The organism is Anabaena subtropica FACHB-260 (genome assembly GCF_014697105.1).
GTDB lineage: Bacteria > Cyanobacteriota > Cyanobacteriia > Cyanobacteriales > Nostocaceae > Trichormus > Trichormus subtropicus.
On sequence record NZ_JACJRF010000073.1, the window covers coordinates 1 to 14,433 of the forward strand.

Annotated in this window: 14 protein-coding genes; 6 read left to right on the forward strand and 8 right to left on the reverse strand. The window is 37.2% G+C overall.

Annotated features, from left to right (window positions below; genetic code table 11):
• Positions 1-271: 271 nt before the first annotated feature.
• A complete protein-coding gene (locus H6G18_RS23570; RefSeq protein WP_190409517.1) occupies positions 272-709 on the reverse strand; it encodes an Hsp20/alpha crystallin family protein in 438 nt (145 codons plus the stop codon).
• A 360-nt stretch (positions 710-1,069) separates the two neighbouring features.
• Here H6G18_RS23570 and H6G18_RS23575 point away from each other — a divergent pair, with 360 nt between their 5' ends.
• From H6G18_RS23575 to H6G18_RS23590, 4 genes are all read left to right on the forward strand, one after another.
• The gene (locus H6G18_RS23575; protein ID WP_190409518.1) at positions 1,070-1,390 is read left to right on the forward strand and encodes a DMT family transporter; all 321 of its coding nucleotides are present in this window, start codon (positions 1,070-1,072) and stop codon (positions 1,388-1,390) included.
• A gap of 1,384 nt (positions 1,391-2,774) precedes the next feature.
• Positions 2,775-3,287 (forward strand): flavodoxin FldA, encoded by a 513-nt coding sequence (gene fldA / locus H6G18_RS23580; protein ID WP_190409519.1) that lies wholly within the window; start codon positions 2,775-2,777, stop codon positions 3,285-3,287.
• Positions 3,288-3,475: 188 nt separating this feature from the next.
• A complete protein-coding gene (locus H6G18_RS23585; RefSeq protein WP_190409520.1) occupies positions 3,476-4,228 on the forward strand; it encodes an alpha/beta fold hydrolase in 753 nt (250 codons plus the stop codon).
• A 173-nt stretch (positions 4,229-4,401) separates the two neighbouring features.
• Positions 4,402-4,650 carry a DUF7219 family protein gene (locus tag H6G18_RS23590; protein WP_190409521.1) on the forward strand — a complete coding sequence of 83 codons (249 nt, stop codon included), beginning with the start codon at positions 4,402-4,404 and terminating at the stop codon, positions 4,648-4,650.
• Between the two features lie 166 nt (positions 4,651-4,816).
• Here the strand turns inward: H6G18_RS23590 and H6G18_RS23595 are convergent, their stop codons facing one another.
• From H6G18_RS23595 to H6G18_RS23610, 4 genes are all read right to left on the reverse strand, one after another.
• Positions 4,817-5,491: a response regulator transcription factor gene (locus H6G18_RS23595; RefSeq protein WP_190409522.1), complete on the reverse strand. Its 675-nt coding sequence runs from the start codon at positions 5,489-5,491 to the stop codon at positions 4,817-4,819.
• Between the two features lie 383 nt (positions 5,492-5,874).
• Positions 5,875-7,293 carry a sensor histidine kinase gene (locus H6G18_RS23600; RefSeq protein WP_190409523.1) on the reverse strand — a complete coding sequence of 473 codons (1,419 nt, stop codon included), beginning with the start codon at positions 7,291-7,293 and terminating at the stop codon, positions 5,875-5,877.
• An 88-nt stretch (positions 7,294-7,381) separates the two neighbouring features.
• Positions 7,382-7,915 carry a DM13 domain-containing protein gene (locus tag H6G18_RS23605; protein ID WP_190409524.1) on the reverse strand — a complete coding sequence of 178 codons (534 nt, stop codon included), beginning with the start codon at positions 7,913-7,915 and terminating at the stop codon, positions 7,382-7,384.
• A gap of 172 nt (positions 7,916-8,087) precedes the next feature.
• Complete coding sequence (locus H6G18_RS23610) at positions 8,088-8,447, reverse strand: hypothetical protein (RefSeq protein ID WP_190409525.1); 360 nt, start codon at positions 8,445-8,447, stop codon at positions 8,088-8,090.
• Between the two features lie 257 nt (positions 8,448-8,704).
• Between H6G18_RS23610 and H6G18_RS23615 the strand changes: the two genes are divergently transcribed.
• Positions 8,705-9,763 (forward strand): DMT family transporter, encoded by a 1,059-nt coding sequence (locus H6G18_RS23615; protein ID WP_190409526.1) that lies wholly within the window; start codon positions 8,705-8,707, stop codon positions 9,761-9,763.
• A gap of 26 nt (positions 9,764-9,789) precedes the next feature.
• Here the strand turns inward: H6G18_RS23615 and H6G18_RS23620 are convergent, their stop codons facing one another.
• Complete coding sequence (locus H6G18_RS23620) at positions 9,790-9,954, reverse strand: hypothetical protein (RefSeq protein WP_190409527.1); 165 nt, start codon at positions 9,952-9,954, stop codon at positions 9,790-9,792.
• A 66-nt stretch (positions 9,955-10,020) separates the two neighbouring features.
• A complete protein-coding gene (locus H6G18_RS23625; RefSeq protein ID WP_190409528.1) occupies positions 10,021-10,869 on the reverse strand; it encodes a helix-turn-helix domain-containing protein in 849 nt (282 codons plus the stop codon).
• Positions 10,870-10,972: 103 nt separating this feature from the next.
• On the opposite strand from H6G18_RS23625, the gene H6G18_RS23630 reads away from it, so the two are divergent.
• Positions 10,973-11,353: a DUF2834 domain-containing protein gene (locus tag H6G18_RS23630; protein ID WP_190409529.1), complete on the forward strand. Its 381-nt coding sequence runs from the start codon at positions 10,973-10,975 to the stop codon at positions 11,351-11,353.
• Positions 11,354-11,423: 70 nt separating this feature from the next.
• Here the strand turns inward: H6G18_RS23630 and H6G18_RS23635 are convergent, their stop codons facing one another.
• Positions 11,424-14,192, reverse strand: a complete 2,769-nt coding sequence (locus H6G18_RS23635; RefSeq protein ID WP_190409530.1) for a TIGR02921 family PEP-CTERM protein — start codon at positions 14,190-14,192, stop codon at positions 11,424-11,426.
• Between the last annotated feature and the right edge of the window lie 241 nt (positions 14,193-14,433).

Consider the following 14,433-nt stretch of genomic DNA (forward strand, 5'->3'; position numbering starts at 1 on the left):
AATGAATTTATAATCACTGTTAAACTAAAATATTTTAATCCTTCGCCCAAAATCTAACATATTTTGGGCTATTTTTATTGGCTTTTTCTTAACATTCAACACTTCTGTTTCAACAGATTTTAGTTCTTTTGAGAGTTTTGTAGAAGCAATAGCGAAGTTTTGTATGAATAGTCCAAAGTAAATGCGATCGCCAGCCAATATATGAGAATAGGCGATCGCCGTTTATTATCTATTATTTGGGACGGGTAAAATGCCAATCATCAAGGCATAATTAGCCTACAGATTCCAAATTAATTTTCACTACTTTGTTTTTTTCTGCTTCGGCTTTAGGTAGTGCCAAATTCAAGATGCCATCCTTATATTCTGCCTTGACATTGGTATTTTGAATGCGTGCAGGTAAAGGAATTACGCGTTGGAATTTGCCATAGTGGAATTCGCTTCTGACAGCACCCTTAGCTTCAGACTTACGTTCACCACTAATATAAACAGCTTTATCGGTGACTTGTAAATCTATATCCTTAGCATCAATCCCCGGAAGTTCTAGTTTCAGATGAATTGCTTCTGCTGTTTCTTGTAATTCAGCAGGTGGAACTTTAGTTAAGCTTCTTTCTAATAGTGTAGAAGGTAGCATATCTTCCTCAAATAACTGATTTAATTGACGTTGTAAAGTGTTTAAATCTTGCCAAGGGTTCCAACGTACAATTGTCATATCTTTGCCTCCTATAAGATGTAATCGGGGAATCAACTCTATGGGTTGATGTTTGATTTTTTTTCATCATATTCAGGAACAAAGTCAGTGTAAATTCGGGTTTTACCACCTAATTGATGATGATGACCGAACCAAAAAGTTAAGTGTTTTAAAGTACGGTAAGCCGATATTTTCTTGTTCGGTAAACTCTATAATCTTAGATTCCTGACTTCTAGAACAAATTGGAGAGATTAAGCTTCATAGCTGTTGTCCAGATAGCAGACGTGTGAAAGATAAATTCATAAGATACTTGTGAGGCAGAAGCAATTATATATTTCTGCTGACAGTACATCTTTTATTTGTCAAAAAATCAGCACAAATATGTCAACAAGTTTAATTTATTTGCTTACAGCAATTGTATTTGAAGTTTCTGGTACAACCTGCATGAAATTGTCAGAGGGCTTTAATAAATTGATGCCTTCTATTTTGATATTTGTATTTTATGGACTTTGTTTTATTTTTCAGACACTATCACTCAAAAAAATCGACATCAGTATTGCTTATTCTGTTTGGTCAGGCTTGGGAACCACTTTAATTGCTGGTATTGGTCTGATTTTGTTTCGTGAATCTATGACACTGGTAAAGTTTATGTCTATGGCTTTAATTATTGTTGGAGTAGTTGGGATAAATTCAGGTAGATAAATCAGCGATCGCTTGATAAAAATACCTCGTACATGAATATGTACGAGGTAAAAACAGAGGAAATCTACAAATATTTATTAGCCTATTTGGGCTTTTTCCACTAGGAGAAAGTGTAGCGATAAACTTACCCCAAACGAAGCATTGCCAATCCAAAAACAGCGTTTTAGGAAGTAGCAGACTAATTGATTCAGTCTGCTTTGAATGCTCTTGAAAGTATAGTAAAGGTAGGTCAATTAAGACTGTCATCTCTTTACCTTTCATACTCTAGCAAAGACAAGCTTCTTTCTGTAGCCAGACTGGCTAATTTTTATTCTTGTACAATATAAAAACCACAAAATAACTTTATCAAAATTTCATATTTATACTAAATAGAGGACTAATATTGGATTTTTGAAATACACGTAGTGGCATCGCAAGGCTAACTTTTGGTGCGAACATCTTGTCTGCACAGGACGCGCAAGCTGTCCACACTACATAAATAACTATGTTTTATGAACTATTTGAAGCTTGCCACCACTACATCCAATACGGTTCGGTTAACAGAGTTATCTGTTGAGGCGAGCTGTTCTTGTGCAGGGGGAGAATAGAAGCAGGGGAAGAGAAATTGCTTAATAATAACTCTCTTCCCTCCCCTGCCTCCCCTGCACCCCCTGCTTATCCGAACCGTATTGCCACTACATCTACTTAGATTTTTCAGCGCAAGCGCAGTCTACGCCAGCAAAAATCAAATCGGATTGTCATACACCAAGCGGTTTCCAATCCCAAATTCAACATGGTCTGAGTCTTATCCACCATGCTGGTAGGGACTTCCAGATAAAAAACATCCAATTAGGTTGGGTGCGTCAGTGCGAGAAAGCTTAGTTGTACCAAGAACTTATTTATACTGACGCACCCTATTAACCGTCAATTTGGAATAATTTATTTTTTGGTGTTCCCCTAATGCAATACCTCTACATCTGTTACAAAAATTCATAATTGACTAATGCAATAAAATCTCAATAAATCTGATAATATATTTCCACAGCTTATTGAATATTTATTTCAATAAGCGGTTAAACATGGCAATCCTAATAAGTGTATTTTTTTACGCTTTATCTCTAAAACACTGGTTTTAGGGTGTAGGGATATCAATAAGGGTGTAAGGGTTGATGAAACTATGATTCTGTCCTTGGTCTTATAGGTATCACTCATGATTTCATTAAAAATCTACCCTTGTAAGACTTCACAACTTTGCACTGGGGTGTGGGTAGAAGAGATCAAACTGTAGATACCGTCTTGGAGAGAGTTTAACGCTGGGTTGACTGTCAGTAGTTATGGGAAAGCATTATTTGCTTTCTTGTTGTTATCGAATATTAGTTTGTTTCTCTAAATATCAGGTGTTACAATGTCGAAAAAAATTGGTTTATTCTACGGTACTCAAACTGGTAAAACTGAATCCGTGGCGGAAATTATTCGGGATGAGTTTGGTAATAATGTGGTGACATTACACGACATTTCCCAAGCAGAAATTGCTGATTTTGATGAGTATCAATATCTGATTATTGGCTGCCCTACTTGGAATATTGGCGAACTCCAAAGCGATTGGGAAGGCATTTATTCTGAATTAGATGACGTAGATTTCAACGGTAAAGTTGTTGCTTATTTTGGTACTGGTGACCAAATAGGCTATGCAGATAATTTTCAAGATGCGATCGGTATTTTGGAAGAAAAGATTTCCCAATGCGGTGGTAAAACTGTAGGCTATTGGTCAACTGAAGGATACGATTTTAATGACTCCAAGGCGCTAAGAAATGGCAAATTTGTTGGACTAGCACTTGATGAAGATAATCAATCTGACTTAACAGACGATCGCATCAAAACTTGGGTTTCTCAATTAAAGTCTGAATTTGGTTTATAAAGAGTTTTCAGTTGTAAGTTGACAACTGAAAATCTGGCAAGTTAGCTGATGGTAAAGAATCAAAAATAGACACAGATGCAGTGCAGATTGATGCAACTGGCATACTAAACTAAGCGTCAATGGTCAACATTTTATAGTTTTGACTGTTGACTATTGATGATTTTTCATCCTAATAATGTAGGGTCTTTATGTCTGATGATCTCGATGTTCTTTGGATAAGTTCTAGTCCGATATTGCAGCGTTTTGATAAGCCACTATTACAATACATATCGAAATATGTGAATGTGGCACAGTGGGAATATCGTCAGAATAAAGATGAAGGTAGTTCGATAGATGAGGCTGTAGCCTTACTAGAAGAATTTTTGGCACAGTGTCCTTATCCTGTAAATTTAGCAGGTCATGCTGCGGGTGGTGCGATCGCTCTTAGTTTTGCTCGTCGTTATCCGAAAAAAGTGCGATCGCTCACTCTCTTAGCTGTAGCTTCTCAACCCGCCAATACTTGGCACGCACACTACTACCTACAAAGACAACTTTTTACCATCAGTCGTGAGCAAATTTTGGCAAACATTGTTCGTAATCTTTTTGGTGAACAACCATCTCATACTACTAAAAAATTAGTAGCTGTGTTAAACAAAGATTTAGAACAATCTCCTTTGTTACACTCTCTGTTCAAGTTAGTACATTTACCCCAAGGTGGCGTAACTATGCCATTGATTGTATGCGGTAGCAAAAATGATCCCATTGTCACTTCACCTGCATTACAAGATTGGTTCAACTACTTAAAGCCAGAAGATCATCTTTGGGAATGTCCTAAAGGACATCATTTTTTTCACTATTTTTATCCTCAAACAGTTGGTGAACGACTGTTGAACTTTTGGCAACCCTATCATCTACAACAAATGCTGAAATCTCAATTAGTTTCCCCGAACTGGAAAAACTAGTAAGTATTTTTTAGGGGTGTATATAGCAGTTCCCAATTACATGAGATACACATAGCTTTTCACCCCTAACTTCATGTACCGCAATAACATGAGAAATGCTATATGAGATTTTTTCGGTTTACCGTCAGATTCGCAAACCATTAAACGTTTTACATAAAATTTACTATATTCCTATGAATACAAACACAGATTTTCTTTCCGACCTATGTGACTTTCTCTATCCTCGTAGTCCATATTATGGACAATTCAATACAGATTATTTGGCATTTAATGCACATCTTCAAGAATTTTCACAACGGGTAAACTATATATGCGGCCTACAAACTAATGGCAAAATTTCTCCAGAAGAAGCCTATAAGCAAATTCACTACCTGTGGAAACAGCTAAAAACTGCCAAACAAGCCATAAAAATTAACCAGTAAAGTAAGTTAATAGTTGTCATTTTCAAGGAGGGTTTACAGCAATTAAAGCAGAAAGTTGCTAGACAGATCCATCTCTGACATAGTTGGGAAACTAATCATAGTAAGTGGACTGGATAAATCAACAATCTCATCGGTTTTTATGCGTGGGAAAGTCAAAACAGACTCTCTACTCCCGTAGTGCATACCCCACACCACGCACTGTATGAACTAAGCGTTTCTCGTGATTTTCTTCCAACTTGAGGCGTAAATAACGAACATAAACTTCGATAATATTAGAATCACCCATGAAATCGTAACCCCAAACTTTCTCTAGAATTTGGTTTCTTGTAAAAACCTGACGGGGATGTGAAAGGAAATACTCTAATAAATCAAACTCTTTTGCTGTTAAATCAATTGCTCGTTTATCTCGAAACACTTGACGAGTACGGCGATTTAAACTCAAGTCTTCAAACTGCAACAAGTCCTCATCTGTTTCTTGTGTGCGGCGTAGATGAGCGCGAACTCTTGCTAAAAGTTCCTCAATACTAAAAGGTTTAACTACATAATCATCAGCTCCTGCATCTAATCCTGCCACGCGATCGCTCACTTCATCTCTTGCTGTCAACAAAATTATTGGTACTGAATTACCTGTTGTTCGCAGACGGCGACAAATTTCTAAACCCGATAACCCTGGTAACATCCAATCAAGCACGGCTAAATCTGGCAATGACTCTCGTGCTAAGGTCAGTCCGGTAATGCCATCGTGGGCTGTGCTGACTTTATATCCTTCGCTACTCAGTTCTAATTCCACAAATCGCGCTAGTTTAACTTCATCTTCAACCAAAAGAATATGTGCTGTCATATTTTCTCCTGAAATCAGTATTTTCCAAGTAAAAGTGCTTACTCAAACTCGTATTATCAAAATACTAAATTTCACTATAAAAATAACAACACATACAAGATTTTTATAAAATTTTAGTGACGATGATTAAAGTATTATTTTTTAACTTACTGTTTAAAAATCCTTAATTTATCAAGTTAATATAGACATCCGTGAAAAACATAGTGCTTTATGGAGTAACTGCTATAAGAATTGATTTAAAGGGAGATATTCCTATTGGCTGGCACAGCCCGAATCGATATTTATGATCAGAGTTAAAATATGTGGTAAAAGTTAAGAGTTATGACTGAGAAGTAAAATTTACTTATTCCTGATTCTTTCTGGGGATAAATTTACGTTAATAGCTATATAGGTAAACTGATTGTAAACATACTTCCTTCTCCTAACTTCGATTGCACACTCACGCTACCTCCCATACCTTCTACTAGGGTCTTGACAATCGATAAACCCAAGCCAGAACCCCCAGTTGCATGAGAGCGAGATTCATCTACGCGGTAAAATCGCTCAAAAATTCTGGCTTGGTGTTGCAAAGGAATACCATAACCTTGATCACAAACTTGAATAATTGCTTTGTCCTGGAGTTGATCTAGTTTAAATACTATAGGTGTACCATCTTCAGAATACTTGATAGCATTATCAATCAAATTTAGTAATACTTGTTTGAGGCGGCTATAGTCTACTTTCGCCTCAATTGGATAAGTTGTGGATTCGATAGTAATTAGGCGATCGCTATATTTTTCAGCCATGACTACAATTTCTTCAACTAAGTCATTCAGCACATAATTTTTCATTTGAAAGTGCAAATAACCACTATCTGCTCGTGCTAAATCAAGTAAATCTTGTAGTAGGCGGATGGTGCGTTCGGCTTCTGATGCAGCAGTTTCTAAAGCTTCTTGTTGAGTAGGAGTTAAATTATTTTGCCGCCTTAAGACGCTCTGCAAATAACCATGTACAATCGTTAAAGGTGTGCGTAATTCGTGAGAAACATTACTGACAAATTCTCGTTCCTGTTCCCAAGATTGGAAGAGGCGCAATAACAGCATATTTAAGGTTTGAGCTAATTCTTTGACTTCACTGGGTGCATTGTCAAGATATAACTGTGCTTGGCCTAAATCTTCTGGGGAAATAACAGCAGCCATTTGACTTAGTTGGCGTAAAGGTTGCAGAGAGCGCCTAATATACAAGGCGATTGCCACGGTAAGCACAATAATTGCCAGAATACTAGTAATACTTAAACTCTGCACCATTACCATAAACATTGTTTGTTCACGGGTAATATCTTTAACCACAAATAACTCACCCAACAACTTACCCTGGACTTCTACAGAGTTACTATATAAAACAAAATAGCTTTGATTTATTTTATAAACTTGTGGTTTAATTGGCATCTGAGTTAAAGTCATTAACTCAGATACTATGGAATTAGATAATAAATTTAAAGTAGCAGCTTTTGCTAATATTTTATTGTCATGACTTTTCAGCCATAATAAAATATTTGTATTAGCTAAATTGTCAATAGCCTTTTGTAACCCCGTTTCCGGCTGCATCATTTCACTATAGAGTTGCACATCTTGTGGTAAACGCTTGGCTATTTGCTCTACCTCATGTTTACGACTATCAATTAAAATTTGCTGCATCTTCCAACTAGTCCAGATAGCGAGGCTACCTAACACCAAAGCCGAAAATGAAGCCATCCCAATCGTTAGGCGTATCTGCAATGAACATGGATCTATATTTGTCCAATCTTTTTTAGTTTTTTTCACTGTTCTGGTTTTGTTTTGACTGTTAAATCAGGCGTTGATCATAAAATCAAGCTTCTTAAATATAACGTAACAGCCAAAGACATTAAATTTAACCACTAAAATTAGCAGCACCAAAAGTAGCATTAAACTTACGACACCAGATAGCAATAGATTTATAATCGGCTAAGTTAATGTTGTTATGAATCAGATAAGTTTGAGCGCCACTAAATTTTTTTAAGGGAGCAAGGATAATATAATCTCCTCTTTTTAAAGGATATACCGGTGGTCTAGTTGAAGCAATTACATTATGAGAACGATGCAAAACTACTACTAAATCCGGGCCTGATCTAGAGGTTTTAAATGATTTATCAAGCTCAATAAATGATTTTCCTTCTTTGGTAATGATGCGCGCTGTTCCTTGAGTTGTGTGTTCTCCAGAAATGAATGTGCCAGATTTGACGGTATTTATATTTGTAGATTTATTTTGAGAATAAACTAGGGTCTTTATCTGGTTTGATAGTCTAAGACTGCTATCATTGGTCGTTATATCACTTGTAGTAAATGACTTACTTGATGCTTCTTGAACATAGCCAAATATTGATAAAGATGCAAGAAATAGTATGATAGAGTGTTTGAGATTCATCAGTTAAATCCTTGTATGAAGAGTTAAGAAAACGGAAATAATGATATCTGTAAAAACATGAATACTATTGCCTGAAAAGCATGAAACCAAAAATTCAAACTGTATATAATAATTAAAAAATAATCCCCTAAAATTATTTACGGGGATTTAAGAATGAATATAATTACTATAACTATTTCACTTCATTAGCTTCAAACTTAGTTATCTTACCTTTTTTAACAGCAACAATCACATCATAGGTAGAACAATAAGAAAAGGTCACATTGTTGGCTTTATTATAAAGATTAACTACATGACCTGCTCCACCTGGCTGGATACCGATTGGTTCCAAATCTCCAAAAAAGAAACGACGTAACTGATCACCACTACCAATTTGACCCTTGTTTTTAGTCAGTAATTCTATTCTTTGATTGACAGATAATTCTTGAGCCGAAGCCTGAATTGCGGCAGGATTTATCAATTTCAATGGTGCATCCCAAACCGTTAAAAAACCAGTCAAAGCAACAGTTGTGATTAAGGGGACGAGTTTCATTTTTAGCTCCTAAATATTTAACTTATCTCGCTCATCTAAACTATGACATTTACAGCTAAAGGATAATTGAAAATCAGTCATGATTTTGATGAGTTTATTCGTTAATCATATTTAGTTAATTCTCAGCTTTTTCTCAGGAAATCATGATAATGGCAGATCCAAGCTTTCTTTAAGCTTCTTCTCAGCAAAATCTCATTATCAATTATATTTAATCAAATTAATATAGTGAGCGATGCTTTTATTGCTGTTATGTTATTGTGATCAAGCCTAGAAACCAACATCGCCTAATTTCCGGACTTTCAGGACAAATATATCTTTGGCTAGCAGTCCTTATTTTTGGGGCATCTGGTGCAGTTACTCGTAAGGTGACAAAAATTGGTGCTAGTCATTTTATCGATGGTCGTAATCCCATTTCTTTGTGTAATGTTTTATTTGTGGGAAACCTGTGTGCTTTGATAGTTATGCTATTCATTTATGGCAAACAGTGGAATAAAGCGACTTTAAAGCAACTATCAAAGAAGGATTGGGTGAGTCTAACAGCAGTGGCTATCTTATCAGGAGCGCTAGCCCCTGGCTTAATTTTCCAAGCATTGGCACTTACAGGAGTGAATAACGTTATTTTAGTGGGACGATTGGAACCACCTCTGGCTTTGGCTTTATCAGTCTGGTTGTTAAAAGAAAGGGTAAGTTTTGGGGAATTTATGGGAGCGATCGCTGCTTTTGTTGGTGTCACCCTCACTATTCTCCTCCAGCCTCCAGGGGAAACCATAATGAATACGGGAGGTTTGCAATTGGGGTTAGGAGAACTTTTAGTAGCCGCCGGATCTGTCGCTATCGCTATTTCTACAATTATTGGTAAAAAATATCTTTCTCAAATCCCTCTAGGAATTTACAGTATCTATCGGACTGCACTGGGAACTATAATCTTCTTTTTCCTGGCTTTAGGACTCTATGGTAATGATCATTTTGTTGATGTTTTCTCACCTTTCTTGTGGCAATGGATGTTCCTATATGGTGGGTTAATTGTAGTAGTTGGGCAGTCTTTTTGGACAATAGGCTTGAAATCTACTACTGTATCTACAGCATACTTGGTTGGCTCGTTTACTCCCATTGCAGGTATCATTGCAGCTTATTTGATATTAGGCGAAGTCCCTAATATGGCTCATTACCTGGGTGGTAGCTTAATTTTGCTTGGTATGTTTCTCAGCCAAGTTAGCAACAGACGTAGGATATCGCACGAAGTTGCGTTATCCCCAGTTACTTCAACACCGACGGAACAAAAGGCAGAAATGGGTATGGGATTTAAGGGTATCTAATTCTTCTAATTATTGATCATAATCAGCTAGTACTGCTCTGTTTGCATAACATAGCACTCAGATTCTGGTAAATTATGTACCCAAAAGATTTGAGAACCGTCAAACAAGGGAATTTCTACTTGCCACCATGTTCCACCCCTCAGGCGACGATACCAACGGTAATTAGCTAGAGCTATATCTATCAATTCCATATAACCATAAATTTTTCAAGGATGAAAGCCCTTTTGCGACGCATAAATATCAGATTTTTTCCATATTTATTCATGATTGTCATCAGAGGATATTTCTATCTTTTTCAAATTTACTTCTGTTAACTCATCTGCCGGAAACAGGCTTTCAATTCGTAGTTCTTGTAAGGTTATATCATGAGGAGTTCCTAAAGTGGCAATTGTCGAAAATAAACTTAGACTCAATTCTTTTTTGACAAACTGTACTGTCAGTAATGGCATTTGCCAAGTACAAACATTAGGGATGTGACTCATTTGCGGCACATCTGGATAGGTTTGCAGTTGTTGGAAAAGATTGAGAGATTCTTGACTACAACCTTCTGCTAAAGTTTCACGATATACGCGTTGAATCAGATCGTTGGCGATTTCTTCCCAATTAGCAATAAACGGTTTTAATCCTTGAGGATGAAACATCAATCGCATCAAGTTAAGTTTGCTATTGCTATCAAACATATTTTGTAGCTGCTGGGGATTAATTAACCAATGGATTAGTCGCTGCGCTGCGGTATTACTTTGAATCAGATTCCAGTATCGATCCATTACCAGTGCTGGGTATGGTTCTTGTTGTCGCAAAATGAAATCTAAAGCTTTGCGGATAGGTGCAATTTCTGATGCTGATAAATCACGCTCGGAATAAATGGGCGCAAAACCCGCAGCAGTCAGCATGACGTTTTGGTAACGCAGAGGAACATCTAGCACAGCAGCAAGTTGCACAACCATATCTCGACTGGGTTTTGCTCTACCTGATTCGAGAAAGCTGATGTGTCGCTGAGATACTTCACTGACTACAGCCAAATCGAGTTGGCTAAAATTGCGTTGATTACGCCAGTATTTCAGCAGATTACCAAAGGAAGTATCTCGGTTGGCTGTAGTTTGCATTTGTAGCGATCGCTATTTTGACAATTTTCATTACCTGTCAGGTAATTGTTTTTATTATCTCTGGTGTTCATAATCAAAGCAACGAGATGGAGCAAGTCAAACTATGTACAATCCAACTTATTTACAGTCTTCTAAATCCCCAAAAATTCTGTCAGTAAAATCGCTTTATCTTTTGCTGGGAATTATTGGTTTTATTACACCTTGGATTTTGCTGTTACAATTTGTGATTCAGCATGGTGTATATACAAAGTTTTTCTTCCAGCAAGCACTGGCGAATAATGTTTCGACTACTTTTGTCACAGATTTGCTAATTTCTATAATTGTCTTTTTGTTTTTCTCATTTGTAGAACTAAAAAGACTGGGATTGTCTCGCCGTTGGTTGTTAATCTACTTTCTTCTGACTTTTGCTTCTGGTTTATGTTGTTCTTTTCCGGTGTTTTTATATTTCCGTGAACAGATTTTAGAAAAAAAGGCACAATCATAAATTGTGCCAATATATGTAGTAATTGGTAATAGTAAAAAACTATTACCAATTAGCCATCTGAATTTGATGATTAACGCCGACGCTTCACAAGGATGAATAGAGCGATCGCACTCACACCCACAAGCCATCCTCCTGACGCTTCTGGTACACTGACTTTCAAGGGGTTATTGGGTTTAGAGAGATTTTCCTTACCATTCTCAACTTTACGGTCAAAGCGATCGCTTTCGGCTTCCGCTTCTTTAAGTAACCGTCTCTGTTCATCGTTGACTAATACCAACATTGAAGAATAAGGACTAACAATTTTGTACTTTTTGGCTACAGCGTGAATTGCATCCAAACTTTTGAGGTTGTCTAACTTAATTTCTTTACTCAAGCCTAAAATTAGTTGTCTGGCTGCTAATGGTAATAAATCATCTTGCTGGTTAGTAGTTGCAACTGCTGGATCTAATTTTTGCAGATACCAAGCATAATCATTGACGACATTCACAACAGAGTCACCCAAAACTGATTTGGTGGCAATTCTTTGTAGAACTTCGGCAATATCAACAGCAACTCCACCACCACTATCTTGTAAGGATTTAATAATGCCATCGTTATAAGTGCTAGGCAATCCACCTAGATGCACCATCCACAAAGGTGCAGGTGTGGAGGGAACATTTTTATTGTTTTTCGACAATTCATAACTACCTTCATCACTCAACAATAAAACCGCATCATAAGCAGTATCTCCACGCAAAGTATTAAACTGTTCCAGCATTTCTTGGGGTTGAATCGTACCGTAAAAGGCAATCTTTTCAGCTTGAAATTGCTGAATATCATCTAATCTTTTGGGTCTAATCCCAGGGGAAAAACTGATATATAAATCAGCATCGTTATTTGTCAAATCATTATCTGCAAAGCCGTTTTTTCTCAACCAAGATAATGTATTTGTCAATTCCTTTATATGTTCTCCCATACTGCGGGAAGTGTCGATAACTAAGGCAACACGCTGATTTTTAGGTAAGATGTAATCTCGATTAGATAAAGGCTTGGCTAATATTTTGTAGCCCTCATCTAAATTCACCTCATGCAATGTAGGCTGAATTTTGCCACTAGCGGGGATGAATTCTTCTAACCAAGCATCTTCTTGCAAACCTATTTCTTTACCATTGCGGATGCGCTTGGTTTTATTAGTCCAGAATATGTTGCGTCTTTCCCCTAAATCGGGCATTTCCCAACCTTTATTTTGTCCCATCACCTTGTAAGTTAACCATAGGTGCATTTCTGTAGGCAGTTGTGGTTGCCCTTCTATTTGTTGTACGTTGTTAGGAGGAATAGGAAAAGCCCGTAAGCGATAATGTCTTAGCCCTACTTGTTCCAGCAAAGCTGGATCTACAGGGCGTGTTCGTCTAACTTGAGAATTATAAACTTTCTGGGCAGCACCGCGAGGAGAGACAACAAAGCGAAAACGTTGGTCTAATTTATTAGTATCTCCTAACCATAAGCCAGCAATTACAGCACTTTCTGGCAAAGAAAAGGAGTAGAAAACTTCCTGAACTTCTCGTGTTTGGTTTTTATAAACTTCGTACAATTCCACATCAGCCCAATCACTATGTTCTTTGACTGTGACTTGTTGCGATGCCAACCAAACTTTTTTTTCGTTAATATTTAATAAACCCGCTTTAACTTCTTGCTCATTAAAAGTAGATTGTACTGCGTGACTAACTGTTGTTTTTTCGGCTTTTTGTAGAGGCGTATCAAAAAAATCAGCGTAGAGTTTTTCTGCTTTAGCAATATCTTTTTCGGTACCATTATATAAAAATGGTGACATGAGAAAGTTATAAGTTGTTTGTAATCCATCAGCTACTGATTTATCTAATCCTAATACATGACGATACATAGCACTGATGTGATTATTTTCTTGCCTACTGCTGAGGTAGCGGTAAGAAGATAAATAAGCGTTAACTAATCCCGTGCGGATTGGTTCTGATTTGGCTAATAGTGTTTGGCGATCGCTGTCATTTGTAGGTACTTTAGCTAACAGCGAAAACGCCATTACTTGAGGCTGTTGTTGTAAAGAGAGGAAAGTCACCGCAAACGCCACCACAACTGCACCAGCACCAAAAAATGTTTTGTTTTTACCATGATCCGCAGCGAAAGCTCGTAAAATTTTCACTCCTGAATGTACATACATTGCTGATAATGCCGATGGCATGGCAATAAACAATGTGGCACTAAAACCAACAATAACTAACCAAATAAAAATAAGAAATAAACCGCCGAAAAAAGCTGAGTGATATAATAAATTCCATAAAGGTTCTACCCATTGAAATTTAACAAATTCTTGTACCAAAAATACTGCTAAAGGTAAGGCATAAAATAACAACACCGCACCTGCATAAATGCCAAATACCAGCATTAATGTATGGGATAGCATTTGTACCCATTGCAAACTACTTTTGCGTCGGGAAGCAAAACCCCAAAATAATTCTCCAGTAAAAGCAGCTATACAAACACCAGTTGTGAGCATAATTTGACTACTAGCGGGTGTGAGTTCTCGAATGACAAATAAGCGCAACAAACACAACACAAATAGCGGTGCTTCTACACCATAAAATAGGCGAATAAGTTGCAAAGGTTGTTTAGCAAATCTCCAGCCACCGATAATACTGGCAATACTAGGAATGGCAATTAAGGCGAGAAAAGTGAATGAAAATTCAGTAGGGATATCACCTCTTAAGGTTGCCTCAACTAATGGCACACCTACAAATGGTAGTATTCCTAAATAAACGCACGTTAGAAATGTCAGATTCCAGAGCCAAAATATACCGTAAAAACTGATATTCCAAAATAATTTCATCGTATCACTCCTCCTAGAATTACGCAGATATAGCTCTATATTTATAGTTCCCTGAATATAAGGCGATGATCTCCGTTCAGTCCTGACTTTTCACGGGATCTGGAAAACCCCTCTCCAAACCTCTCTCCTTGTAGGCTACGGTGTACACACAAGTCCAAGTAAAGTAATAACAGAAGGAGTTGTGGGGAGTAAAAGGTGGTGGAAAATCCAATCAGAATACACGCGCAAGCAGTAGGGGGAA

Bases quoted from the DNA above. Each gene is read 5' to 3' on its own strand.
- H6G18_RS23595 (WP_190409522.1), bottom strand. From the start codon at position 5,491: ATGACAGCACATATTCTTTTGGTTGAAGATGAAGTTAAACTAGCGCGA.
- H6G18_RS23610 (WP_190409525.1), bottom strand. From the start codon at position 8,447: ATGAAACTCGTCCCCTTAATCACAACTGTTGCTTTGACTGGTTTTTTA.
- H6G18_RS23620 (WP_190409527.1), bottom strand. From the start codon at position 9,954: ATGGAATTGATAGATATAGCTCTAGCTAATTACCGTTGGTATCGTCGC.
- H6G18_RS23605 (WP_190409524.1), bottom strand. From the start codon at position 7,915: ATGAATCTCAAACACTCTATCATACTATTTCTTGCATCTTTATCAATA.
- H6G18_RS23630 (WP_190409529.1), top strand. From the start codon at position 10,973: ATGTACAATCCAACTTATTTACAGTCTTCTAAATCCCCAAAAATTCTG.
- H6G18_RS23625 (WP_190409528.1), bottom strand. From the start codon at position 10,869: ATGCAAACTACAGCCAACCGAGATACTTCCTTTGGTAATCTGCTGAAA.
- fldA (WP_190409519.1), top strand. From the start codon at position 2,775: ATGTCGAAAAAAATTGGTTTATTCTACGGTACTCAAACTGGTAAAACT.
- H6G18_RS23590 (WP_190409521.1), top strand. From the start codon at position 4,402: ATGAATACAAACACAGATTTTCTTTCCGACCTATGTGACTTTCTCTAT.
- H6G18_RS23585 (WP_190409520.1), top strand. From the start codon at position 3,476: ATGTCTGATGATCTCGATGTTCTTTGGATAAGTTCTAGTCCGATATTG.
- H6G18_RS23570 (WP_190409517.1), bottom strand. From the start codon at position 709: ATGACAATTGTACGTTGGAACCCTTGGCAAGATTTAAACACTTTACAA.
- H6G18_RS23575 (WP_190409518.1), top strand. From the start codon at position 1,070: ATGTCAACAAGTTTAATTTATTTGCTTACAGCAATTGTATTTGAAGTT.
- H6G18_RS23635 (WP_190409530.1), bottom strand. From the start codon at position 14,192: ATGAAATTATTTTGGAATATCAGTTTTTACGGTATATTTTGGCTCTGG.